Origin of the sequence: Variovorax sp. N23, assembly GCF_025486315.1 — a bacterium.
Taxonomy (GTDB): Bacteria; Pseudomonadota; Gammaproteobacteria; order Burkholderiales; family Burkholderiaceae_C; genus Variovorax.
In genome coordinates, this window is record NZ_JAOOPY010000014.1 from 63,058 (window position 1) to 87,361 (window position 24,304).

Genomic DNA, 24,304 nt, shown 5'->3' on the forward strand with positions numbered 1-24,304 from the left:
CAACGGCCGGCGACGCGATCGGCGCTCAGGGCCGCAACCAGCGCGGGACCTTGAAGCGGACGATCATCAAGTAGGCAATCACGTAAGTCGTGACGAACAACAGACAGCACCCCATCAGCACCAGCGTGTTGTTCCAGAACAGCACCGCAGGCACCACCGACAGCGCGGCGAACATCCACAGATACGGCGAGGTGCGGTTGTTGCGCGCGAGCAGCTGGCGCGCCTCGTCGTCGCTGAAGGCGACCCGCACGATGCGCCGGAAGATCAGCTGATGGAAATGCAGCGCGTCGGCCATGCCGGGCGACTGGCCGCGCGCCACCTTGCGGTAGATGGAGAACACCGTCTCCCACACCGGGTAGATCAGCAGCAGCATCGGGAACCACGGCGACACCGTGGGGTGCCGCTGCACCAGCGACACGCAGGCCACCGCGATCACCATGCCCCAGACGTAGGCGCCACCGTCGCCCGCGAAGATCTTGCCGCTCGGGTAGTTCCACATCAGGAAGCCCAGCGTGGCGCCGACCAGGCAGATGACCATCGCGGCCAGTTGCCGGTCACCCACCTGCAGCGCCACGTGCGAGATCGCCAGGCAGACCAGCACCGCCACCGTGCCGGCCAGCCCGTTGTAGCCGTCGATGATGTTGAAGGCGTGCGGCAGCCCGCCGATGGCGACCACGGCCAGCAGCACGGCGAAGATGGGCGCGGCGCGCATCCACCCGTCCACCAGCACGAAGCCGGTGCGGTGCACCCCGAGCCCGAGCACCCAGCACAGCAGCAGCGCCGACCCGATGGTCAACGCCAGGCGGTAGCGCACCGGCACGCGCTGCGTCACGTCTTCGGTGATGCCGCTGAGCACCGCCGGCGCGATGCACAGCAGCACCAGGCCCGAGGCCGTGGCCGGCCAGCCGACATTGAACGGATCGCCGAACCAGCCGGCCGAGAGCCATGCCAGCCCCGTGCCGACGAAGACGCCCGCGCCGCCCAGGCGCGGCACATGGCCCTTGTGGAACCGCTGCGGCATGTCTGCCGCGTAGCGCCGCGCGTGCTTACGGGCGCGCCGCATGACCACCAGCACGGCCAAGGCGGAAAAGACGAAGCTGATGACGATCAGGGCAATCATGAGAAAAAGGGAAGGTTCGGGGAACCTAGAATTCCCGAGCGAAATTAGACCATGCCCTTTTCCCCGCCCCTCTCGCCCACCTCGCGCCCCGTCACCGTCTCGATCGTGAGCCATGGGCAGATGGACCTGATCCTGCCGCTGCTCGAACAGCTTGACCGCTTCAGCAGCGCCATGGTCGACAAAATCGTCCTCACGATCAACATCCCTGAGGCTGACGTGCTCGGTGATGCGACTTTCCGGTTTCCGATTGAGCGCATCGACAACTCTGCGCCCAAGGGCTTCGGTGCGAACCACAACCAGGCCTTCCAGCACTGCCAGACGCCGTGGTTCCTGGTGCTGAATCCGGACATCCGCTTCGACCGCGACGTGCTCGCGCCGCTGATCGCAGAGGCCGCCCCCGACAGCGGCTTGCTCACGCCGCGCATCCTGGAGCCCGGCAAGAGTGAACCGGAGCAGCACCGGGCCATCATCACGCCGCTGGAGATCCTCACGCGGCGACGGCCGGGCTATGTGCGGCCGGCCGTGCCGGCGTGGATCCCGGGGTTGTTCATGCTCTTTCGCGCCGAAGCCTATGCAGCCATCGGCGGCTTCGATGAGCGCTTCTTCATGTACGGAGAAGATTTCGACATCTGCGCGCGGACGCAACTCGCAGGCTGGAGATTGCAATCCGTTGAAAACCTCACGGTTGTTCATGAGGCTCGCCGCGCCAGTCACCGAAGCCTTCGACACTTTTACTGGCACGCCACAAGCCTGCTCAAGGTCTGGTCATCAAGGCCGTTCTGGCGCCTTCGCGCGAGATCAAGCATTCCAGCGGGCTAGTTCGGCACTGCAATCAGCGTTGGCTCCCACAGACCTACCGCCGCGACCGCAGGACCGAAGAAACGGCCAAAAGCACGGCAAATGTGAAGATGGGAACAAGCGGGACCATGTAGCGCACCTGGACACCGTCCCATGAACTTGCATCGAGCACGCCCAACAGTGCCGCACGCGACAACACCATCACCGCAGCCAAGCCGCAGAACACGAGCACCGGGACATTGACTCGCCGGGTCACAGCCCAATAAAGGACCGCTCCCAGCAATGCCAGCCTGAGCATGATGTTGATGCCCCCATATACCTTGCCTAGCTTGTGTACCCAGTCGGGCGCCACCTGTCGGCCAGTCAACCAAGACAAGCCCCGTTCGAGCTGCGTCGTAGGTTTGCCATAGATGAGTTCGTCGACTCCCAACGTTGCCTGGAGGGCGCCCTCCGTCTGCGTCATCACGCCTTGGCGCAGGCGCGAAAGCGGAATATCAGTGGATTTGCCGTCGGTGGTTTTCGCGATCAAGCGCAGATCGGAACCTGCGGTAGACAGCCCGAGGTTGAAGGAATAGGCACCCGGCACGTCGGCCCGCTGCGGAGGAGCCAGCACCACCCAATCCGACGGCTCACCGCCGGCCGGGGCGATGCCCAAGGACGATCCGACAGGCAACACGATCCAGCCTCGAACACTGACCGAAGGCAGCGGATTCCTGCGCCCGGCGATCTCGATGAATTCGGCCAGTTGCTTCGGCGTCGCATTTTCATCCGGCGGCCGCACCCAGTCAGGATTTGTTTCGAACAGGAGACCCAGAATGGTCCATGTCGACGACGGCACATGGCCGATCCATTTGTGGAAATCAGGATCGACAAGCGAAGGTATCCAGGATGGATACGCCTTCAATTGCCCTTTGTCGAAGGCGGCCTGGAGTTCGTCGGCAATCGCGGCGTATTTTTGATCCGCGTACCTCGCGTTTCGGTGCCAGCCGGCAATGGCCCCTGCGTCACGCAATGCCCAGTAGAACCAGCCGTTTCCGATCTCACCCTCATGTCCGATGAAGCGCGCGGAGTGCGCAGCCAGCACGCGGCCGGACTCGCCCTCGAAGAAGCCCTGCAGCTCGCGGAAGGTTGGACTGAACTGGTAAGCAAGTTGACGCGACCTGCGGGACACGGTCACATGCAACGGGCCAGGTCCCGCATCGACTCGGCTCAATGCAGCCATCGCACGAACATAGCCGGGCGCCGCCAATTCATAGCGAGCGGCAAGCCCCCAGCGCGCGTAATTCAAACCGACCAGTATGACGCCGACCAACAACGTCGCCAGCAACGGCAAGGCGATCAGGCGCATGCCGAGCGTTGCCCGACTCAGCGACGGCCACCACTGCTTTCGGCGAACAAAAGAGAGCAACACCAAGAGGCCGATGGGCAGCAGGAACAGAGATCCTTCCTTGCGGATGTGGAACGCCAATGCGAACGAAACGGCAAAGAGCGCGGTCGCGACACCCCCTCTGCGACTGGGGGCCGCATCACGCGTATTCCAGATCTCCAGGCTGGACCCCAGCATGAGCGCGACGAGAACCACTAGCAGGGTTTCCGATAGCGCGCGGTCGAACAGCACGATGAGCACCGGATGAAAGACGCAGAAAACCCAGAACGCGGCGCCGAGCCACACCTTTCCGGAGAACCGCGTTAGGGAATAGCCGGCATAGGCCGTCGATGCGATCCAGGCTAGATCGATGCCAAGTCGGGCCGGGATACCGAGCAGGTTCAGCACGGCCAGCCACATCGAGTAGATCGGCAGATGGGCAAATGCCATCAGGTTGTAGTCGCCCCCCCACACCATGCGCGCTGCATTGTGAATGAACCAGTATTCGTCGTAGGGCGCATTGAGGGCCACGACGTCGCGGTCGGCAGTGAGCATCAGCCGAACGAGGACGAGCACCAGGGCCATGCCCATCCACAAGCCCCTCTTCTGCAGTAATCTTGAAGAATAACTGTTGCGCATCAATTGAATATTTGGCGTCATTGAGATCTCAAAATTCCGCCGTCATGTACTTCGATGGTTTTGAAGCAATCAGACGGAGCAAAAGGCTCTGCAGGGCGATCACTCGTTGCAACGATCAAATGGAATGACGAGCCGGTGCCCCTCCCAATCGGTCTTCGAGTGATCGATTTTCATCAATTTTCCATTTTCCCCAACGATTCCGACGGCAAGCGCGGTCGCTTTTGAGGGCACCTGTGCCGGGCGAACAAGCACATTGTCCACCCACATTTTTCCGAGTTTCATGTGGCGTACCCTGTCCGCCTGGCTGTAGTCAGCCTGCCCCAAGATAGCGCCTTCAGGGCCAATGACGTGAACAGCATGGCTTAGCGACGCCGAGACAACGCCTGTTTTCTTCCAAACCAGCCGCGCGATTAGATCTTTTTCGCGGCAAGAAAATGAGACCCCGCGCAGCTCAAAGATTCCAGAGAAATTCGCACCGATGAAATCGGCAGATTGGTCCGACGTCATAGCGCGAGCGGATCTTTCGCCTATCGGGCCAAATCCCTTCCAGTACGAAAATCCAGAGAATGCCATCAGAAACAGCACCGACGCCATTGCCGCATATCCAGACGCTTGAACATGGCGACTGGCGGTTGCAGACTGGCTCCCAACGGATCCGCTTCGCATCAAAATTCGGCGTCCGGGCCGCTCGACGCCAAACCATATCAGATACGAACTTACAAGCAACACGCCGAAGAAAGTAGCCAAACCAACAGAATCGCTCAACCAATAGAAGTCGGCAGCATTCTTTAGATAGAAAGCAAGAAATATATTATGGATTAAGTAAACCGAGAAGCTTATCTCGCCCAAAACAACAAGCAGCGGATTGGTAAGCATTTTTGACACCCAACCACGCCCGACCGCGAACACAAAAACCAATACGCCAAACGCCAGAAATGAGCCACTATGCATCAACCACGTTGCGGCCGCCTGGCCCATCGTCGCTGCCACCTCACGGCTAGCAACACCCGTGTAATAAATCGAGAAAAAACACAGCAGAATGGCGCCGAGTTCCGCTAGGGTAGAAAATCTAAGCGTCCAATTCCAAGCTCGACTCCGCCAAAACCCGGCGACGACAGCCCCGAAGATGAACTCAAAAATTCGAGACACCGGACTGATGTAAATCAAGCCGTTCTGGGTGATCTTCATTCCGTCCGCCGTGGCCGGACTTCCGTAGTCCGGCAAGCCCAGCCTTTCAACCAGCAATAGCCAAGCCAGAAGCGCCGCTGCAGCAAAGAACAACAGGGCGCCCGATGCTTTGGGTTGAAGCAGCATCAGAAGTGGGAATACGACATAGAAAAAAAACTCTGTCGAGACACTCCAGGCGACACCGTTATACGAGAAATAGTAAGCCGATACTGGAATCCACCCCTGCAGCATCGTCAAATGGGCAATTAGCGTCCCCGGACTCCAAACATAGCTTGTAAGGATGGCGCCAATCAGGAACGCGGCCAAGTAGGCCGGAAAGAGACGTGCCCAGCGCGCCCAGAAGAACCGGCGAATTTCCGATGAACTGTTAAACCTCGGGTAGACGTAAGCAAGAATAAACCCTGACAACACAAAAAAGAATGAGACGCCCTGCCCCAGATTCAACGGCATGCTCTTCACGCCGAAAGTTCCGGCAAGATGGTGAAAAACCACCATGATGGCAGCAAAGAACCGAAGCGCCGTGAGCTGATCGAGTCTTTTGCTTTTCGCAGCATCGCTATTCATTTAGAGGAATTTTCTCGATCCAGCATTCTTCGCAATCCCAAGAGCCGCCGATGATGAGTGGAAATGCGGAATTTGTAGCGTTGCCTTTGCGAACGCCATTCCATCCGACCGCACGTGCTTATTGACAGGGCGCGGCTTCGCCCGCCCGCGTACTTAAAACAGACGCACTAACCCTAGGCGCACTAAAGTTCGCCCGCCTTGGAGTCGCCATGCGACGCTTTCAAAGCATCAAGTTGCCCAGTGCGTGCCGCACTGAGGTAGAAGGGCAGCCCCGCCAGACGGGAAAAAGCGCCCAGCGACTGAAAAAGCAGCCCAATCAGCGCGCCATTCCCGATGTTCAACAAATGCGAGAGGAACAGGTCGAAGCCGGCTGTTCCCAAGCCGAAGCCACCGGCGACGCCGAAAATGTTGCTGAAGATCGCCAACGGGAACACCACAAATCCCTTGATCCAGTCCACTTGGTCTCCGACAGCGCGGGCGATGCAGAGCAGCGATAGGCACCAGAACATGTGATTGAAGACCGAAAGGCCCAGCACGGCCGCCATGCTCGCGGGCCTTTCGCGCAACTGATTGAACGCGCCAATCAGTTGGCGTATCCGCGCACCCCAGCTTCTCTTCTCGGAGAGCCTGACCAGCATCGGGAGGTTGTACAACCGCCTCGCGCCCAGAATCCGAAAACCAAGCAGCACCCCAAAGCTGGCGCCAAAGAGACCGAGCAACAGCACATTGCGAGCAGGCATGTCGCGAACAACCGACCAACCGATCAGCGACACGACGCTGGCCAAAAGAAAGAGGCCCAGCAGCCCGAGCACGCGGTCAAACAACACAGCCATGATCGCGCGCGTGCGCATGCCGGGGCCCACATGCTTGACCACATAACCCGCCTTCACGATATCGCCGCCGTTTGAACTGGGCATGGCGAGATCGAAGAAAGACCCGACCATGGTCCAGCGCACGGCCTCACGCAGGCCGACGTCCACACCCTGGCTGCGCAGGATGATCTGGAACCGGTAAGACACGATCAGAAATGGCGGCAGCATCAGCGCCAGTGCCGCCAGCAGCCACGGCCAGGTTTCGCCCAGTTGCCGCAGCGCCTGGGGCTCGATTCGATTGAACGCGAAAAGCAGCCCGACCACGATGACGGCGACACCGGCCTTGAACCATATCGATCCCAACACGCTGCGCAAGCGCCCCTTCGTACCCATACCTCAGTCCCGTCGCTTCAATTCGAACCACAGATAGGCGAGCAGGCGCTTGCCCGTCGGCCAGATCTTGAAGTGGGTTTCACCATAGCCGCGCGCCAGCTCCTGCGTGGGGAACTCGCAGCGCTTCTGGCGCAGCTTGTAAGAACGAACCACCATTTCGATGTCGATGGAGAGGCCATGGTCCAGCACCTTCATGGCAGTGAACGCACTGCGGGTCCAGCCTTTGAAGCCGTGCAGCACATCGCGCACCACATAGCCCTCGCGGCGCCACACCAGCGCGGCCAGCCAGGCCAATCCCAGAACGGCCCATTTGCGCGGGCGCAGAAAGTGTTCATCTTCCTCATTCACCGACCCAGCGACCTGGCGGCTGGCAACCACCAGCTCGTTGCCGGCTTCGAAGAGCGGGCGAAACTTCAGCACGTCTTCGACGGGCAGCGTCCCCTTGGTGAAGAACACCACCACCGCGTCCCCGGTCGCCATGTCGTTGGCATGCACATAGGCCGCATTCAAGCCGCGCTTAGGCTGGCGATGCACGGGAATCCCCATGGACTCCAGATATTCGACGGTGCCATCGGTACTGCCGCCATCCACGGCAAAGACTTCATCGAACTGGTCCCGCGGCAGGCGGGGCACGTCGGCCTCGCAGCCCTTCAGTTCGTTCCAGACAATCAGGCAAAGAGAGACTTTCAAGCTGCCACCTCTTTCGCGGCAAGCGCGCTCGCGACCTGCAGCGCTTCAGCCACTGCCACGTCGGAGTTCATGTGTTCCCAGCGTCCCCAGCGCCCCATGCCCACGATGCCGTGGCCCGCGGCCCATTCGAGAATGCGCGCCACCGTTTCCGGCTTGCCGAGCGTGTTGACGGGGTAGGCGTACTCATTGTGAAAGCGGACCCCTGCGGTCGGCTTGGACCGCGAGGCATTCGTCTCTGTCCAGTAGCCCCGGGCATTCTTGGCGAAGTTGGCCCGGAGAAGGACGCGGTGGTAGGAGACGGATTCGTCGGGCTCATAGGTCCAGTGGGAAGGGCTGTCGAGCGTGTCAGGGCAATAGTCGACATCGATCGGCGCATTGCGCAAGCTACGCACGTCGTCTGCGATCGCCTGTGGGACTGGTGCGCAATCCAGCCAGCAGGTCCAGGGAATCGAAGACACGATCTTCTCGGCCTGCCAACGCCCGTTCACCACGCGGTTTTCAATATCCACGCTCTCGAGCGAACAGTTCGTCACGAGCGAATCGCCGAGGGCCTCGCCCATGCGACGCCATACCTCGCCGTAGCCGAATTCCTTCGGGTAAAGGAAAGTACCGTGCGCCGGCAGCGACCCCATCGGCTTGCCTTCGAGGCAGCTCAGCAAGGTTTCGCGAAACGAAACGTCCGGAAGCTTGTAGAGCCAGTAGGTGCCGAGTGCATCCGGGTCCATCGACCAGATCTTGCGGTTGTAGGGGAGCATGTACTCCTGCGCGATGCGGTCACCCAGCTTCCACTCGATCCACGCGGCGAACGATTCCGGCATCGGTTCCCCACGCACGCAACCAGCTTGGGCAATCGACTCCAGGTAGTCAGCTTGCACCTCGACAGGAAACTGCCAGAGGTTGGCTTCCAGCGGATGGTCGACCTCGATATCTCTCAGGCGGATCTTCGAGACACGATCGAACAATGCCCATTCTTCGCGCGGCATGAAGCGGAAGATGAAGTCCAGCACCTCCTTGCGGCGCACATCGAGGAAGTGGCCGCCACCGATGTCGAGCGGCGCACCGTCGACCTCTTCGGAGCGGCACAAGCCCCCAGAGACGGCCTCTTTGTCCAAGACGACGATCTGGTCGCGAGGCACGCCGGCATCGATCAACGAATGAGCGAGCGTCAAACCACTGGGGCCTGCACCCAGCACTACATATTTTTTCTTAATCATCAATACCCACTTCCATTGAAATGGCATTCTTAGGAATGCCAGGCAACCAACAATTCATTTCGGCACATCAACTCTGGAACGATGGCTTCTTATAAACCCAGAACGACCTAGCCGCCAAAACGACAGCAACAATCCACAACGCAAAAATAGGCGCGACATACCGAGGCTCGACCTCCCAGGCAAGACGATCAAGGACGCCATAAAAAACCAATCGCTGAAAAATCACGCCGACAATGAAAATCAGCAAGACGACCGCCTCATTCGAACGCCTTTGTTGTCCGAAAAATAAGCAAAACACAGCCGCAACACAGGCAAAACAGACCAAAGCGAGGCCCACCGTCTTGACTACACCCCAGCCGACCCAATTCAGGATATCCCTTTGAATTTTAGCGCGAAGGCCTTGACTGGACTCATCTCCGGAAAACGCAAAACGATCGATTGCCGCCAGAAATTCACCTGCTTCCGCTGAGTTCAACTGACGCACCACATCAACCTCGTTGTCGGCGCTCAGCAAAACACCGCGGTTCGTGAAATATCTCAGCTGAAAACCTCTCTGAGTAGACTCCGCATTTTTCACTTCAAACCCAAGCACATTCACCGCCTTTCCCAACCGGGAAGAAAGGCTCGAAGTGACATCGTCCCTGGGATGCAGCGTCGCATCAACCCACGTCGTCACAGACGTGTCGCTGGAAGACGGAACGCCAATTTGCACCCGCGCGGGAATGGTTTCCGCCGATAGAGCGGCGACCCACCCCCGCAATTGGATGTTTCCAACTTTTCGCTCGACCAATGTCGTTCGCCTCAACGCGAGCTCATCAAACTCATCGCTCGCAAATTGCCGGTCGAGCTGATTCGGCATGAAGACGAATACTTTTTCGTACGCAGCGAGCAATCCCGCAGGCAGACTCTTGATAATCGAAAGCGGCCCACCCGAAATAAATGGATGCAGAACAAAACGACGCCTCAAGGCATCGGAAGCATAGGCAGACTCAAGTTCGTTATTCACTTTCCCCCAGAACGCATCCAGACTCTCAACCGTCCGGGGGTTCGGAAGCACAGCGAGCGCGGCATCGTTGAAAACATGCCACACCCATCCATTGCCAATCTCGCCAGCAGGCAGGCCAGCGGCGTGGCTGGCCGCCATATACATATTTTTCTCGTCCTCAATATGGGGCTTCAAGATGGAGAGTGAGGGGCTGGCAGCATATGCCTTGAGTCGAGCCTCCTTGCTCACACTGATTCTCGGCGTCCTGTCGCTTCCCACGTCGATCGCCGCCAAGTTGCTGAGCAACTTCATGTGAGATGGAAGCTGCGGTAGTGTCTTCACCCATACGCCTTGAACAGCCCAATGAAAAGCGGCTGGCGTCGCGCCCAACAGGGCAACAACGCCCACCGTACACAGAAAATTCCTGGCCACAGCCAGCGACTGGGATCTAGAAAGCTGCCATTTTCGCACCCTCCACACAAGGAAGATCGCCAGCCATCCGAGCCACGCAAAAATGATCTCCGACTCGTTTCGCACCACCCCCATGAACCCCAAGACAACGCCCAAGAAAAGGTAGGCTGGAAAGCCAAGGATAGAAACGCCCTGGATCAGGCGAAAAGAAAGACCCATGCAAAGCAGCACAAGGCATACATACAAGGCATCGCTTAACGCGTTGTCAAAGAGGTGAAATGAGACTGGGCTGAAAAACAAAAGAAACATTAGCGCCAGCGAGCAGCGCCTACCAAGAACACGCCCAATCTCTTTACACAGATAAAAACAACAGAAAAGATAAAGCAGTTCGATTGCAATTCTCTGCGGCACTCCAACCAACTTCACAACCAAAAGCCACAATGGATACCCCACCGGCGGGCCAAGCTCCGAAACTCCAGACAAGGCGAACTTGACAAAGACTGCCGAATCATTTGGAAACGCAAGGACCTCGTTTTGCGCAACCAACGTCAGCTTCAAGAGAACGAGGAGCCAGAAGAAAATTCGGCCGCCAACCGAAGAGAAAAAGCCCTCTCCCGACGACCCATTGATCCAGAGATGCTTTCGCGAGCATGAAATCGAGCGCTTTATCAAAGCAGTCACTTATAAATTCCAAATATCGACCAAATAAATATTCGCAGCGCCGGACCGCTCGGCGATATCACTTTCAAGCAAATCCAGAGCCCCGTCATTTACGGCCAAATATTCGCCACAAGTCAAAACAATGCGCCTTTCGCGCACTTTGGATCGCCAACCTCTTTCCCCAGAACTTTGGGATTCCAAGAATCGAATCTCTCTTCGCTCGCCAGGCAATACGTCCCTGAAAGCGAGCGGCGAGCACGATGACACTCGCAATGTTGAGCGCGACGTGAATCGGAAGAAATAGCCAAAACAGCGATCCCGGCATGTTCTTGACAAAAACCCACACCAGATTCCTATGCCCGTGATATGTCGCGAAATTGCTGTGTTGACCACCAACGGCACCTGATCCGACATGGTGGACCACCGCACCGGGCACGTACCAAGCGCGATGCCCCAGCAAACGCATGCGGAATCCAAGATCGACGTCTTCGGCATAGCAGAAGAAATCCTCGTCGAAGCCTTCGCATTCGCGAAACACGTCCAACCGATACATCGCTGCCGCGGCACACGGGGAGAAGATTTCTCTCGCCATCAAATCGGATGGCATGCAGCGTTGGCGATAGCCCGCACGGCGAATTCGCCCGCTGATGAAGTACTGGTCGCCGGTGCCGTCCAGCATGCCGTCCACACCTTCCTGCATTTGCCTCGACCCGAAAGCGGCCACGTCGGGACTGGCTTGCGCCGCATCGAGCAGCGCCTCAAGCCAGCGGGGCTCGGGAAAGGCGTCGGGGTTGAGCAAGACGACGAAGTCGGTCTCGCAGCATGCCACCGCGCGGTTGTTGCCCGCCGCAAAGCCGAGGTTGGTCGGCATTCGCATCAACGTCACGCCGGGCAGTTCGTCCACGCCCTGGAGCGAATCGTCCTGGCTCGCATTGTCGACGACAAAGATGCGATCGGCGGGAACGGTCTGCTCGAGACACAGCCGCAGGCACTTCATCAGCATGGGGCCGCTGTTCCAGTTGACGATGACGATGCTGACGCTGGGCTTCATGCTGCCTGCCAGATTTGCATGAGCTCGCTCACGTAGACGGCGATCGACTTGGGGGGCCTGATGGCGGCGCGCAGGCGAGCTCGCCCTTCAGAGGACGTCAGACGGGTCAGCTGGCGTGCCAGCGCCAACGCGTCGCCCGGCGGGAAGAGCAGGCCGTCGACACCGTCCCGCACGGCTTCCGACAGACCGGGAAAGTCGGACGCCACGACGATCGTTCGCGCAGCCTGAGCCGAATAGATGACCAGCGGCGTGTTCTCGTACCAGAGAGAAGGCACGACCAGCACATCCAGGTCGGCCATGACGTCGGAGATCTCGTCGCTGGCGAAGGTGCCGGCAAACTGGATTCCGGCGATGCCGACAGCGCGTTCTCGAAGCGCATTCACGTAGTCGGGGAATTCCGAAGTCTTGCCGTAGATGCGAAGGCTCGCCGTATCGCGTGGGAGCTGACGAAATGCCTCGACCAGCACGTGTGCGCCCTTGTGGGGCGCCAGCGTGCCGATGAAGCCAAGCCGCAGCGGTCTCGCCGTGTCCCCTTGGTCCCGGTCGGGTATCGGCTGCTCAGGCAATTGGACGCCAAACGGGGCGTCCACGATCCGATGCGGATCGACGCCGTGTTCGACCAGCTTGTCACGCATGAAGGCGTTCGGGGCCACGATGCTCTCCAGCCGGTTGAGCCGAGCAACGGTCTTGCCAAGACGCCGCCCGAGGGCCTGGATGTCATCGATCGCGGGCATCCCGCTTGGCACCGCGGCGAGCGTCAGACGGACCAGCGCATCAGCTGTGCGGGTGGGAATCACGCGCGCCATCGCGCGGATGACGCCGGCCCGCGCAGGGTTCTGGGCGAAGTGCTTGACGCAGTTGCCCGCATTGCGGCTCGGACCGTCGCAAAGCCGACCGTCCGGGTAGCGCAACTGCGCGGTGGGGCAGATCGTCCAGAAGTCAGTCGGCGTCATGGACTGCCGGACGCCCGCCTTCTCGGCCTCGACGATCAGGCCGGTGCCAAGACGATTCAGGTGAAAGTAGTGCACCCGCTGCGGCCTGAAGTCGGCAAGCACGGCGGCGAAATAGCGTGCGGCCAGATGGTTGTCCGATCCCACCTCGATCATCGATGTCTGACCGGCCATCGGCACGTAAGCGTGGTGGAAGCGGTACACCTCGAAGCCTTCGTGCCGGTAGCGGTCGCAACGGCCGGCCTCCGGCAGATCGTTCCGGCCCGGATGGGCCGTGAAGACACGGACATCGTCGCCGCGCTTGCGCAGTTCGCGCGCGACCCCCAGCGTCAACACCTCTGTACCAGCGGTGAATTCGGGAAAGAACTGGTGCACGACCAGGAGGATCTTCACAACGACGCCAAGCTCATCCAGCGGGTCTGGCCAGACTCCGGCGCATCCAGTCGACGGTGCGTTCGATGCCGACCCGCATTTCGATGCGTGGGGACCAGTTCAGCTCTTGCCGGGCCAATGCGTTCGACAGCACGTTGACGGCGACGTCGAATGGGCGACCTGGGCGGTAGTTCACATCGATCGGACGATCCAGGACGTCGCCCAGCATTCCGATCAATTCGTTCAGTGTGACGCCAACGCCCGAACTGATGTTGAAGCACAGCTTTTCGCCCTCGTAGACCAGGGCGCGCGCGAAGGCATCGGCCACGTCATGCACGTGAACGTAGTCCCGGGTCACCGAGCCGTCACCCCAGATTTCGATCGGCAGACCCATGATGGCCCTGTGCGCGAACACGCCGATCGCACCTTGGGCCGTTTCGATGCGCTGCCGCTCTCCATAAGGGTTCGCGACCCGCAGGATGACCGGTTGAATGCCATGCACATGCTGGTAGATGCGCAGGTATTTTTCGATCATCAGCTTCGTGATGCCGTATGACACGAGTGGCTCCGTCGGGTGCTGCTCGTCGATCGGAAGATAGCGAGGCGTTCCATAGACCGTCCCGCCGGACGAAATGAAAACCAGACGTTTCACGCCCTGCCGGACCATGGCCTCGAGCAACTGCAACGTCCCAACCACATTGGACTGCACGTCGTAAATCGGATCGTCGTTCGATCCCTTCGGCAACGTGGTTGAGACCAGATGCACGACCGCATCGACGCCGATGAGCGCCTCGCTCACGTCGTGCGTACTCGAAAGATCACCACCGATCCATTCCACTTGCTCGGGCGCCGAGAACTGCCGATACGGCACGACGCGGGGGCGCTCGAAGATACGCAGCGAATGTCCGTCGGCCAACAACCGGTCGGCAATGGTCGACCCGATGAAACCACCGCCGCCAAATATCAGTATGTTCATTGATCGGCCATCCAAAGGTGCCGCATCGTGCAGTGACGGTGCGGGCTAGTGCGGCGCATCGTAGAGCGCCAGCGTTTCTTGCGCCATCAGCGCGGTGGTTCGAGGGTAGTTGGTCGTGGTGGCGAGCCTGCCCAAGGCATCGGCGTCGGCAACCAGACTCGCCAAACGCTGCGCCAAGTCGTCCACGCTGCCGCGCTCGAACGCATATCCGTTCGACCCCGGCTCCAGAAACTCGGTCATTCCCGCAACATCCGACACCAGCACCGGTGTGTGCGTGGCAAGCGCATTCAAAAGAACCAGAGGGCTGTTTTCATACCAACGCGACGGGATCACCAGCAGGTCCATCCCTTGCAAGATGGTCGCCATCTGTTGCGACGGGAAGGTCCCCATGAATGACACGGCATGGCCCTGCCCCAGGGCCTTGAGGGTGTCCATGTACGCCGGGTCTTGATCCGCCGGTCCGTAGATATGCAGCTCTGCAGCGTTTGCCGGCAGCCGTTGGAATGCCTGAAGCAAAAGGTCCGTGCCTTTGTGCGGGGCGATCTGCCCAATGAAGCCGATCACAGGACGATGGCCCTTGGGCCGAATCGGCTTCGGCGCACGATCGATATCGACGCCGAACCAGATGTCGGTCATCGGCGTCTTGATGCCGTTGGACTCGTATGCGCTCCGCAGGAATCGGGTCGGCGCAACGGCACTGCGATAGCCGCGGTTGTAGAGACCCACCAACGTATCGGGACGCTTTGCAATGTCTTCGATCAGCCCATCGACCGGGCCGCCCCTCATACCAGGAAGGCGTCGCCCAACATTGGCAAGTTCGGCAATCCACCGTGCAGACCGCGGTGTCGTTGCACGCCTGATCCATGGATCGGAATGCGGACTGCGTGCTGCGTCCTTGATGTAACACGCCACGCAGTTCGTTCGGGTTGGCGACGGGCCTGCGCACAACTCGCCATCTGCAGCCTCCAGTTTGTTGTTGAGGCAGAAGCCGAAGAAGTCGGTGAAGGTGGCGTAAGTCGGTATGCCCAGTTCCGCTGTCACCTCGAGCAGCGCCGAGGTGTGATTGATCAGATGCGTCACGTGGATCACATCCGGATCGATGTCGCGCAGCACGCCTTCCAACACGGGACGCATGTCCGGCTGGTAGTACGTTTCCTTGACACGCGTATGCGGAATCTTGTTCTTGTCGATGGATACGACAGGGATGCCCTGGTACTCGTAATGGCTGACCATCGCTTCTGCAGCGCGCTCCCCTTGGAAGACGGCCGAGACAACCACCACCTCATGGCCGGCTGCGCGGTAGTGGTGTGCCAGGCCCAGCGTGTAGGTTTCTGTGCCGTAGAAATGGTCCGGGAAAAAACAGTGGACAAAAAATGCAATTTTCACGAACGTTCCTGCTGCGCGCTCGCTGTCAGTTCCGCATAGATCTGGGTGTAGTGCGCAATCATGGCTTGAACAGAGAACCGTTCTTCAGCTCGCCTCTGCTGCGCGCTGCCGATGTCGCGTCGCAGTTCAGGTGCATCCAACAGGTCGACCACGATCTTGGCCAATGCTGCTTGGTCAGCAGCCGGCGCTAACAACGCCGGGTTCCCGATGATCTCGCCGATGGCGCCAACGTCGTAGCCGACAACAGGCACCTTCATGCTCATGGCAAAAGGTGCGACCTGTCCAAAGCTTTCCTTCCATATCGGCGCGACGAAAACGCTCATGCGTCTGTAGAGATCGGGCAGCGCGTCATAGGGCACATAGCCCGTGAACTCGAAACGATCGGCCACGCCAGCCGCCTTGACCGCCGCCTGGAATGGCTCCAGCAGGCTGCCCCCGCCGACAATCAACACACGCGTCTGCGGACGCAGTTTGGCGATCTCGATAAACGGCAGAATCGCCCCTTCGTTGAGCTTGTCCCGCTCCAGTCGATAAACCATGCCGACACAATCGTCGGGCGCATGCTCATCGCTCGCACGCGTGAACAGGCTGAAGTCAGAGCCGGGATAGACCGTGACATGCCGCGCGTCGGAATCGCCGAACACGCTGCGTACATAGTCACTGACGTACACATAGCGCTCGACCGCGTCCGAACGGTGCGGCTCGATCGGCGTGTTGATGTTCTCGATCACCGGCAAGCCCAGCTGCCGCGCAGCCTCGATCACCTTGGCGTACCACGGCTCATCGCAATCGCCCCAATAGTGCACATGCACGAAATCGGGTTGCGTCCGCTTGAAGTATTCGACCAGTGGCGCAATGTCCGTCGACGACCGACATTCCTCGATTTCCAACGCTTCGTACGCAGGGGGATCCGGGTTGAAGCTGGTCAGCACCGTCTGCCGATAGTTCGCGCCGAGATGCTCGACCAGATCGACCACCAATCTCGACGAGCCACCGGTCATGAAGTTGGCGATGGCATGCACCACCCGGGGTGCGTCTGCGGCGGGTGTACCCGGCACCTTGACGCGGTAGGCGCGGGGCGCATCTGTCTTCTTGGCAGGCGGGGCGGCAGGCGTCAGGCCGAACAGCCGCTGCATGGGTGGCACCAGCCGTGAATGCCAGCGACGGGGCAACAAACCACCGCCGATCGTCGCAGCCACCAGGATCACCTTGCGGAGGCCAAAAGGGTGGACCAACAGCAGTTCACGCAGCCGGAACCAACGGGTCAGTTTCAAGGTTTGCAGTGTCGCGGCGGTGCTTTGCAGTTCCGCCTTCACTTGCTCGTGGCGCGATGTCGCTTCTGCCAGCGCCTGTTCATAGTGCTCGTAGCGGAGTTTTGCTGATGCAGTGAGTTGTTCTTGGCGCAACTGCGCTTCTTGCAACGCTTGGTCCCGCGCCCTGACAGAAGAGTCCAGTCGCTCGACCTGCTCGGCCAAACCGTAGGCAGAAAACCGCAATGCGTTCTTCTTTTTCTCCTGATCTAAAAACTCGTGCACGACGTCCACTGCATCGTCGAACATCACCGCCGCAGCAACATTGGGGAGCGGCTGCTTCGAGCAGAACGCGATGTAGGCGAGCGGAATCAGTCGCTTGCTGGCTTGTTCCTGCAACACCTCGAAAGAGCTAGGCGCTTGCGTCTGCGTTGATTCGAACGAAACGCTGTTGCGTACGCGTTGCTCAACGATATGCAAGTGTTGGAAATGCGGGCCTAGCAGCTCTGCAAATTCTTCGCGCGTCATTTCCCGCAGGTGATACGGGTTTGCGCCGTACATGCCTGTGATCTCGGGGTTGGGTGTGGAGATGACAAATACTCCATCGTCGCGAAGCAGCCGTGCGATTTGCTCAATCGCTCGATGCTGCGTCTGTAGATCGACGTGTTCGATCATCTCGAAGCAGGTGACGACGTCGAACGACGCCGATGGCAGGGTGGCGCCTAGGTCGTCACAACAATGAAACTGAGCGCCAGAGCCAGTGTGCGTGGATCTTGCCCACGCAATGGCTTCAGCATCGATGTCCAGTCCCAACACGCGACCACCTGCCCCCGCCAGCACGGCTGAGCCATATCCGGTGCCGCAACCAAAGTCCAAGACGGCCTTGTCCTGGACAAAACGCTTGGCCAGCGCATAGCGCGGCAGATGCTCGTACTCCGCGATCTTCGACCAAGTGCCTGGTACATAACGTTCACGCATGAATTCGGTGAAGTTACTGCCCTCGGCCTCGACGTGAAGCCCGGCATAGTCGGCCAACGTCTGCTCGCCCGTCGCCCGGGACGGTTGCAGATGCTCGCCACGGACCCGGATCGAATTGAACCCGAGCTTGCTCAGGAGGAACTCGAAGGTTTTCGCCCGGTAGTACAGCAGATGCGACGGGGGATGACGATAGGTCCAGCCAGCCGGGTCAACGCTGGCCTCATGGGACCCTGCATTCGGTGTGGTGATGATGACGCGCGTCTTGGGGGTGATGGCACCAATCGAGAACAACGAATAGAACAATGCGTAAGGGTTCGCCAGGTGCTCGATCACATCGAGGATCAGCACCACGTCGAACTCGTGCGGGATGAGCTCTCCAACCTCCTCGGTGATATAGGCGCGCCCGCCCAGGCGCTTCTGCGCGATGCCGCGGGCATGGGCAGAGATCTCGGTGCCGAAACACTTCCAGCCCAAGGCGGCAGCGGCGTCCAGATGCGCGCCATAGCCGCATCCCACATCGAGGATGGACAACCCGGTCTTCCCTGCGAAGTCCTGATCCAGGATGCGCTTGAGGGCGTCGACCGACCAGCGCGTCTGCTTCTCGTAGTCCTGGTAGCCCCCTGGTTCTCCGCCCTCAAACCACTGCTCGCGGTCGTAATAGGCCTTGAGCTCTTGTTCGTTCGGCATGGGGTACACGTGCTCGGCCCCACAATGCCCGCACCCGAAAATTCGGTACGCATCGACTTCACATAGATCGAACAGAGTGTCACCCCGCAGGCAAACGGGACAACGATGATCATTCATGACGGCAACCACAGGTCAATTCCTTGCTAAACAGATACGCTACTCAGAACCCGTGATCCAGGCACAGGGATGATGAAACTTGCCCCATGTGGGGTAGCTTGAGCGAACCGAGAACGGTGAGCACAAATCCGTCATGGCAAAACAGACGGAAAAGTCTTCGTTGTATGCCGCGACCGAAATCAAATAGTCGCCGGGCACCAAACAAAGAGCACGGAAATCCAAGTAGCCGCGACACACCTGACCCTGCGGGACTTCGTTCCAGAAAACCTGGTCTTCGCGGCTGGTCTGCCCGATCACCCAATCCCCATCCGCTCGATAGATGCTGACAGCGAAGACCAACTTTGGAAGGTCTGCCAACGCTCTGACGGAAAACCCCAGTCGGAACGGCTCACCCAGCATGAACCTTCCGCCTTCGCCGCCCGAGAGAGAGATGTCCACAAACTGGGCCTTCCCCGTGTTCTGCTGCGGCAGCACCTTGGCGCCGCTAACAGCCGAACCTGGCCCTTGGGTAGGCAGACTACTGACGTAGTAGTCCTGCGCGATCCTGATCGGGTCACCGCTGTCGATCATCTCACCATGACTGAGCCAGACCACCCTGGAACACAGCAGCTGAAGCGTTCCCAGATCGTGGGTCACAAACAAGATCGTGACGCCGTCTGCCACAAGGCGCTGGATGAACTCCATGCACTTGTTGCGAAACGCGATGTCTCCGACGCTCAATGCTTCGTCCACGACCAGAATGTCTGGTTGCACGTGCACTGCAACTGAGAAGGCCAAGCGAACCATCATGCCGCTCGAGTAAGTCTTGACCGCTTGATCGATGAATTCACCGATGTCGGCGAACGCTTCGATGGCTGCAAAGCGGGACTCCATTTCCTCCCTGGTCAATCCGAGCACAGCCCCGTTCAGATAAACGTTCTCCCGCCCGGTGAATTCTGGGTTGAACCCGGATCCGAGCTCGAGCAGCGCGGCAATTCGACCTCTGGTTTCGACCCGCCCGGCTGTCGGGGTAAGCGTTCCGCAGATCAGCTGCAGCAAAGTGGACTTCCCGCTGCCGTTGCGCCCGAGAATGCCGATGACTTCGCCCTTCTTCACCTCGAACGAGATGTCACGCAGCGCCCAAAACTCGCGAAAGTAATTTTTCCCGCCACGGCCGGCAAGACGCGAAGAGCGGAAAAATTGCTTGAGCCGATCACGTGGACTGTCGTATATCTGGTAGCACTTACTCAGTCCGGAAACCCGGATGGCGATTTCAGAGGACATCGGCAAATCCTTTGCGTGTCTTCTGAAACCAGAAATAGCCCATCCAGGCGACGCCGATGGCGACGAGCGTGTATACCCCGAGCCCCACCCAGTCCGGTGATTTACCCCAGATCAGCAGCCCGCGGGCCTGCTCGATGATGAACGTTGTCGGGTTGAGAAACAGCCATCCACGAATACCCTCCGGCAAAGCCGACAGGGGATAGAAAACGGGAGAAAGGAACATCATCGCCGCGGTAAGAATCCCCATCGTCTGCCCGACGTCACGCAAATAGACGCCCAGCGAAGCAAGCATCCAGGCGAGGCCACACGCCAGCACGATCAACGGCACCAGCACCAGCGGAACAAAGACGACGGTCCAATGCAACGAACCGCTGAAGATGACGACGGCGACCATCAGCACGCCAAGGCTGATTGCAAGGTGAAATAAGGCAGCAAGAACGCCAATCAACGGCAGGATTTCCAGCGGAAAGATGACCTTCTTGACGAGATTGACGTTGCCCAACACCAGCGTAGGCGCACGATTCAGCACTTCGGCCAACAGGCCATGGACCATCAGGCCCACGAAAAGCACCAACGCAAACTGCGCTTTGCCCTCTTCGCCCCCCCCCCCCCAACGCGCCTTGAACGCCACCGAGAAGACGAAGGTGTAGACCACCAGCATCAAGATGGGATTGAACAGGGACCAGGCCATGCCCAGGAATGACCCCTTGTAGCGGCCCACCACCTCCCGCCGGGTCATCTGCACGATCAACTGGCGATGCTGCCGAATACTCCGCACAAGCGCCGTGAGAGACGTGGGCTGTGCGGCATGGGGGTCGATCACCACGGAAGAATGGGTCATTCGAATAGCTCGGCGGCCGTCAGCATGGGGCTGGACTGATCCTTCTGCGACAGCACAGGCTCGCCCTCGCAAGGCCATTGAATTCCCAGCGAAGGATCGCTCCAAGCAATGGACCGCTCATGCGTGGCTGCGTAATAGTTCGTCGTCTTGTACAAAAAATCTGCCGTATCGCTCAACACCAGGAAGCCATGCGCAAACCCTGGCGGAATCCACATCTGGCGGCTGTTTGCCTCGCTCAGTTCCTCGCCCACCCATTTACCAAAGGTCGGCGACGACTTGCGGATGTCCACCGCCACGTCGAACACGGCGCCTCGGGTGACGCGGACGAGCTTGCCCTGAGCGTGCGGCGGCAGCTGATAGTGCAGGCCACGCAGCACGCCTTTGCTGCTGCGGCTGTGGTTGTCCTGCACAAACACAACTTCCAGCCCGGTGGCCTGGTTGAAGGCGTTTTGGTTAAAGCTCTCGTAGAAAAAGCCCCGCGCATCACCGAACACCTTCGGCTCGATGACGATCACGTCGGAGATGGCGGTGGGCGTGGCCTTCATGCGCGCACGCCCTCTGCCAGCAGATGGTTCAGGTACTTGCCGTAACCATTCTTCTGCAGCGGCGCAGCCAGCTTGCGAAGCTGCTCGGTGTCGATGAAGCCGGCGCGCCAAGCAATCTCTTCAGGGCAGGCGATCTTCAAGCCTTGTCGATGCTCCAGCGTGGCGATGAACTGCCCTGCCTCCAGCAGACTTTCATGCGTGCCGGTGTCCAGCCACGCATAGCCACGCTGCATGATCTGCACGTTGAGCGCGCCGGCGTCCAGGTAGGCCTGGTTGACGGCGGTGATCTCCAGTTCGCCGCGCGCGCTAGGCTTGACGGCCTTGGCGATGTCGACGACCTGGTTGTCATAGAAGTACAGGCCCGTCACGGCGTAGCTGCTCTTGGGGTGGGTGGGCTTCTCTTCGATGCTGCTGGCCCTACCACCGATGTCGAACGCGACCACGCCGTAGCGCTCCGGATCCTGCACGTGATAGGCGAAGACCGTGGCACCGGAAGGCTGCGCATCTGCGTCTGAGAGCAGTTGCGCGAAGTCGTGGCCGTAGAACAGGTTGTCGCCCAGCACCAGCGCGCTCGGCGCCCCCGCAAGAAAGTCCTCGCCGATCAGGAACGCCTGCGCCAGCCCGTCCGGACTGGGCTGCACCGCGTACTGAAGGTTCATGCCCCACTGGCTGCCGTCGCCCAGCAATTGCTGAAAGCGCGGCGTGTCCTGCGGCGTGCTGATGATGAGGATGTCGCGCATGCCGCCGAGCATCAGCGTGCTCAGGGGGTAATAGATCATGGGCTTGTCGTACACCGGCAGCAATTGCTTGCTCATGGCCAGCGTGGCCGGGTGCAGTCGGGTGCCGGAGCCACCGGCCAGGATGATTCCCTTGCGTTTTGTCATTCGTGATGTCCCTTGTTATCCGAGAGTTTCTTGCAGCATCCGGGCCACGCCCGTCTGCCACGCTGGCAGCACCAGCCCGAAGGCCGACTGCAGCTTGGTGGTGTTCAGCCGCGAGTTGAGTGGCCGCTGGGCCGGCGTCGGGAAGTCGGTGGTGGGCACCGGGGCGATCGCGTCGGCCGCGACCTTGATGTCGACGCCGGCCGCGCGGGCGTGCTCGATCACGAAGCGTGCGTAGCCGTGCCAGGTGGTTTCACCGCCTGCGACCAGGTGATACAGGCCCGCCTTCCCGGGATCGGTCAAGGTAGCGCGAATCGCGTGCGCCGTCACGTCGGCCAGCAGCTCAGCGCCGGTCGGCGCACCGAACTGGTCGTCGATCACGGTGAGCCGCTCGCGCTCCTTGGCCAGGCGCAGCATGGTCTTGGCGAAGTTGCCGCCGCGTGCGGCGTAGACCCAGCTGGTGCGAAAGATGAGATGCCGCGGGCAGGCCTGCGCGACCAGCTGCTCGCCTTCCAACTTGGTTCGCCCGTAGACGCTCAGCGGGCCCGTCGGGTCGTCTTCCGTTCGCGGCGCGCTGCCGCTGCCGTCGAAGACGTAGTCGGTCGAGTAATGGACCATCAGCGCGCCGACCTCATGGGCGGCCTGGGCCACGACGCCTGGCGACGTGGCGTTGAGCGTGCGCGCGAACTCGGGTTCGCTTTCGGCCTTGTCGACGGCGGTGTGCGCCGAGGCGTTCACGATCACGTCTGGGCGAACCTTGCGGACGGTGTCGGCCAGCAGCTCAGGCCGGCTGAAGTCGGCATGGAGCTCGGCGCTGTCGAAATCGAGGGCGACCAACTCGCCCAGCGGTGCCAGGCTGCGCTGCAGCTCCCAACCGACCTGCCCGCCCTTTCCCAGCAGCAGCAGCTTCATGCGCGCGTCGTCGCCGAAGGCGCCTCATATTGCTTCTGCACCCAGTCGCGGTAGGCCCCGCTTTGCACGTTGGCCACCCACTCGCCGTTGGCCAGGTACCACTCGACCGTCTTGCGGATCCCGGTGTCGAAGGTCTCGGCCGGCTTCCAGCCCAGCTCGCGTTCGAGCTTGCGCGCGTCGATGGCGTAGCGCCGGTCATGGCCGGGGCGGTCGGTCACGTAGCTGATCTGTTCGCGGTAGCTCTTGCCGTCGGTGCGCGGACGCAACTCGTCGAGCAACGCGCACACGGTGTTGACGATCTCGATGTTGGGTTTCTCGTTCCAGCCGCCGACGTTGTAGGTCTCACCGAGCCGGCCGTCCTGGAGCACGCGGCGGATGGCGCTGCAGTGGTCCTTCACGTAGAGCCAATCGCGCACCTGCATGCCGTCGCCGTACACCGGCAAGGGCTTGCCGGCCAGGGCGTTGACGATCATCAAGGGGATCAGCTTCTCGGGGAAGTGGTAGGGGCCGTAGTTGTTCGAGCAGTTCGTGGTCACCACCGGCAGCCCGTAGGTGTGGTGCCAGGCGCGCACCATGTGGTCGCTGGCCGCCTTGCTGGCCGAGTAGGGGCTGTTGGGCTCGTACTTGTTCTCTTCGGTGAACGCCGGGTCGGTGGCCGACAGCGATCCGTACACCTCGTCCGTCGACACATGCAGGAAGCGGAAGGCATTTTTTTCCGCGGGGGGCAGCGAGTTCCAGTAACCGCGCACCGACTCCAGCAGCCGGAACGTCCCCAGCACGTTCGTCTGAACGAAGTCCTCGGGCCCGTGGATGGAACGATCCACATGCGACTCCGCGGCGAAGTTGACGACGGCTCGGGGTCGGTGCTCGGCCAGCAGGCGGTCAACCAGTGCGCTGTCGCCGATATCGCCCTGGACGAACACATGACGGGCGTCTCCCGCGAGAGACGCCAGCGTCTCCCGGTTGCCGGCATAGGTCAACTTGTCGAGATTGACGATGGGCTCGTCGTGCTGCGCGAGCCAGTCGAGTACGAAGTTGGCGCCGATGAAGCCGGCGCCGCCGGTGACGAGGATCATGTGGGAGGTCGGTGATTAATTTGGGGCACCCTTGTGAGGGCCTGTGGGATTATCCATGGGCTGTGACGGCTGGATGACTGCGTGCCGATGTGGGCAGCCGAAGTGTGCTTCCAAGCGAAACGGAGAGCATTCAGGGTGATTCAGGCATTAGGATTCGCGCAGAAAGCCACAAAGCGATG

Annotated in this window: 19 protein-coding genes; 1 reads left to right on the plus strand and 18 read right to left on the minus strand. The window is 60.2% G+C overall.

Annotated elements, in window-relative coordinates; all coding sequences use genetic code 11:
- Positions 1-25 precede the first annotated feature (25 nt).
- Positions 26-1,120, minus strand: coding sequence for a glycosyltransferase family 4 protein (locus N8A90_RS19430; RefSeq protein WP_262076667.1), 1,095 nt, complete (start codon positions 1,118-1,120; stop codon positions 26-28).
- A 51-nt stretch (positions 1,121-1,171) separates the two neighbouring features.
- On the opposite strand from N8A90_RS19430, the gene N8A90_RS19435 reads away from it, so the two are divergent.
- Positions 1,172-1,939: a glycosyltransferase family 2 protein gene (locus N8A90_RS19435; RefSeq protein WP_262076668.1), complete on the plus strand. Its 768-nt coding sequence runs from the start codon at positions 1,172-1,174 to the stop codon at positions 1,937-1,939.
- A gap of 34 nt (positions 1,940-1,973) precedes the next feature.
- On the opposite strand, the gene N8A90_RS19440 is transcribed toward N8A90_RS19435, so the two are convergent.
- From N8A90_RS19440 to rfbB, 17 genes are all read right to left on the minus strand, one after another.
- Complete coding sequence (locus tag N8A90_RS19440) at positions 1,974-3,869, minus strand: hypothetical protein (RefSeq protein ID WP_262076669.1); 1,896 nt, start codon at positions 3,867-3,869, stop codon at positions 1,974-1,976.
- 153 nt (positions 3,870-4,022) lie between these two features.
- Positions 4,023-5,675 (minus strand): acyltransferase family protein, encoded by a 1,653-nt coding sequence (locus tag N8A90_RS19445; RefSeq protein ID WP_262076670.1) that lies wholly within the window; start codon positions 5,673-5,675, stop codon positions 4,023-4,025.
- Between the two features lie 182 nt (positions 5,676-5,857).
- Complete coding sequence (locus tag N8A90_RS19450) at positions 5,858-6,853, minus strand: lysylphosphatidylglycerol synthase transmembrane domain-containing protein (protein ID WP_262076748.1); 996 nt, start codon at positions 6,851-6,853, stop codon at positions 5,858-5,860.
- Positions 6,854-6,883: 30 nt separating this feature from the next.
- Positions 6,884-7,570 (minus strand): glycosyltransferase, encoded by a 687-nt coding sequence (locus N8A90_RS19455; RefSeq protein WP_262076671.1) that lies wholly within the window; start codon positions 7,568-7,570, stop codon positions 6,884-6,886.
- Positions 7,567-8,784, minus strand: coding sequence for a protoporphyrinogen/coproporphyrinogen oxidase (locus N8A90_RS19460; RefSeq protein ID WP_262076749.1), 1,218 nt, complete (start codon positions 8,782-8,784; stop codon positions 7,567-7,569). Before N8A90_RS19460 ends, N8A90_RS19455 begins: the two co-directional genes overlap by 4 nt.
- Positions 8,785-8,851: 67 nt before the next feature.
- On the minus strand, positions 8,852-10,861 hold the full coding sequence (locus N8A90_RS19465) for a hypothetical protein (RefSeq protein WP_262076673.1): 2,010 nt from the start codon (positions 10,859-10,861) through the stop codon (positions 8,852-8,854).
- Positions 10,862-10,946: 85 nt separating this feature from the next.
- Positions 10,947-11,891, minus strand: coding sequence for a glycosyltransferase family 2 protein (locus N8A90_RS19470; RefSeq protein WP_262076674.1), 945 nt, complete (start codon positions 11,889-11,891; stop codon positions 10,947-10,949).
- Positions 11,888-13,234 carry a glycosyltransferase gene (locus N8A90_RS19475; RefSeq protein WP_262076676.1) on the minus strand — a complete coding sequence of 449 codons (1,347 nt, stop codon included), beginning with the start codon at positions 13,232-13,234 and terminating at the stop codon, positions 11,888-11,890. The genes N8A90_RS19470 and N8A90_RS19475 overlap by 4 nt, the downstream gene beginning before the upstream one ends.
- A 13-nt stretch (positions 13,235-13,247) precedes the next feature.
- Positions 13,248-14,189 carry an NAD-dependent epimerase/dehydratase family protein gene (locus N8A90_RS19480; RefSeq protein WP_262076678.1) on the minus strand — a complete coding sequence of 314 codons (942 nt, stop codon included), beginning with the start codon at positions 14,187-14,189 and terminating at the stop codon, positions 13,248-13,250.
- 45 nt (positions 14,190-14,234) lie between these two features.
- Positions 14,235-15,575, minus strand: coding sequence for a glycosyltransferase family 4 protein (locus tag N8A90_RS19485; protein ID WP_262076679.1), 1,341 nt, complete (start codon positions 15,573-15,575; stop codon positions 14,235-14,237).
- The gene (locus tag N8A90_RS19490; protein WP_262076680.1) at positions 15,572-18,490 is read right to left on the minus strand and encodes a methyltransferase domain-containing protein; all 2,919 of its coding nucleotides are present in this window, start codon (positions 18,488-18,490) and stop codon (positions 15,572-15,574) included. The genes N8A90_RS19485 and N8A90_RS19490 overlap by 4 nt, the downstream gene beginning before the upstream one ends.
- A gap of 156 nt (positions 18,491-18,646) precedes the next feature.
- The gene (locus tag N8A90_RS19495; RefSeq protein WP_262076681.1) at positions 18,647-19,870 is read right to left on the minus strand and encodes an ABC transporter ATP-binding protein; all 1,224 of its coding nucleotides are present in this window, start codon (positions 19,868-19,870) and stop codon (positions 18,647-18,649) included.
- Positions 19,860-20,711 carry an ABC transporter permease gene (locus N8A90_RS19500; RefSeq protein WP_262076682.1) on the minus strand — a complete coding sequence of 284 codons (852 nt, stop codon included), beginning with the start codon at positions 20,709-20,711 and terminating at the stop codon, positions 19,860-19,862. Before N8A90_RS19500 ends, N8A90_RS19495 begins: the two co-directional genes overlap by 11 nt.
- The gene (rfbC, locus tag N8A90_RS19505) at positions 20,708-21,256 is read right to left on the minus strand and encodes a dTDP-4-dehydrorhamnose 3,5-epimerase (protein WP_262076683.1); all 549 of its coding nucleotides are present in this window, start codon (positions 21,254-21,256) and stop codon (positions 20,708-20,710) included. Before rfbC ends, N8A90_RS19500 begins: the two co-directional genes overlap by 4 nt.
- On the minus strand, positions 21,253-22,140 hold the full coding sequence (gene rfbA, locus N8A90_RS19510) for a glucose-1-phosphate thymidylyltransferase RfbA (protein WP_262076684.1): 888 nt from the start codon (positions 22,138-22,140) through the stop codon (positions 21,253-21,255). Before rfbA ends, rfbC begins: the two co-directional genes overlap by 4 nt.
- A gap of 15 nt (positions 22,141-22,155) precedes the next feature.
- Positions 22,156-23,049, minus strand: a complete 894-nt coding sequence (gene rfbD, locus N8A90_RS19515) for a dTDP-4-dehydrorhamnose reductase (protein WP_262076686.1) — start codon at positions 23,047-23,049, stop codon at positions 22,156-22,158.
- Positions 23,046-24,125: a dTDP-glucose 4,6-dehydratase gene (rfbB, locus tag N8A90_RS19520; protein ID WP_262076687.1), complete on the minus strand. Its 1,080-nt coding sequence runs from the start codon at positions 24,123-24,125 to the stop codon at positions 23,046-23,048. The genes rfbD and rfbB overlap by 4 nt, the downstream gene beginning before the upstream one ends.
- Between the last annotated feature and the right edge of the window lie 179 nt (positions 24,126-24,304).

What these genes read in the sequence shown, in the direction of transcription:
- N8A90_RS19430 (WP_262076667.1), bottom strand. Translation starts at nt 1,120, where the DNA reads ATGATTGCCCTGATCGTCATCAGCTTCGTCTTTTCCGCCTTGGCCGTG.
- N8A90_RS19435 (WP_262076668.1), top strand. Translation starts at nt 1,172, where the DNA reads ATGCCCTTTTCCCCGCCCCTCTCGCCCACCTCGCGCCCCGTCACCGTC.
- N8A90_RS19440 (WP_262076669.1), bottom strand. Translation starts at nt 3,869, where the DNA reads ATGGCCCTGGTGCTCGTCCTCGTTCGGCTGATGCTCACTGCCGACCGC.
- N8A90_RS19445 (WP_262076670.1), bottom strand. Translation starts at nt 5,675, where the DNA reads ATGAATAGCGATGCTGCGAAAAGCAAAAGACTCGATCAGCTCACGGCG.
- N8A90_RS19460 (WP_262076749.1), bottom strand. Translation starts at nt 8,784, where the DNA reads ATGATTAAGAAAAAATATGTAGTGCTGGGTGCAGGCCCCAGTGGTTTG.
- N8A90_RS19470 (WP_262076674.1), bottom strand. Translation starts at nt 11,891, where the DNA reads ATGAAGCCCAGCGTCAGCATCGTCATCGTCAACTGGAACAGCGGCCCC.
- N8A90_RS19480 (WP_262076678.1), bottom strand. Translation starts at nt 14,189, where the DNA reads ATGAACATACTGATATTTGGCGGCGGTGGTTTCATCGGGTCGACCATT.
- N8A90_RS19490 (WP_262076680.1), bottom strand. Translation starts at nt 18,490, where the DNA reads ATGCCGAACGAACAAGAGCTCAAGGCCTATTACGACCGCGAGCAGTGG.
- N8A90_RS19495 (WP_262076681.1), bottom strand. Translation starts at nt 19,870, where the DNA reads ATGTCCTCTGAAATCGCCATCCGGGTTTCCGGACTGAGTAAGTGCTAC.
- N8A90_RS19500 (WP_262076682.1), bottom strand. Translation starts at nt 20,711, where the DNA reads ATGACCCATTCTTCCGTGGTGATCGACCCCCATGCCGCACAGCCCACG.
- rfbC (WP_262076683.1), bottom strand. Translation starts at nt 21,256, where the DNA reads ATGAAGGCCACGCCCACCGCCATCTCCGACGTGATCGTCATCGAGCCG.
- rfbA (WP_262076684.1), bottom strand. Translation starts at nt 22,140, where the DNA reads ATGACAAAACGCAAGGGAATCATCCTGGCCGGTGGCTCCGGCACCCGA.
- rfbD (WP_262076686.1), bottom strand. Translation starts at nt 23,049, where the DNA reads ATGAAGCTGCTGCTGCTGGGAAAGGGCGGGCAGGTCGGTTGGGAGCTG.
- rfbB (WP_262076687.1), bottom strand. Translation starts at nt 24,125, where the DNA reads ATGATCCTCGTCACCGGCGGCGCCGGCTTCATCGGCGCCAACTTCGTA.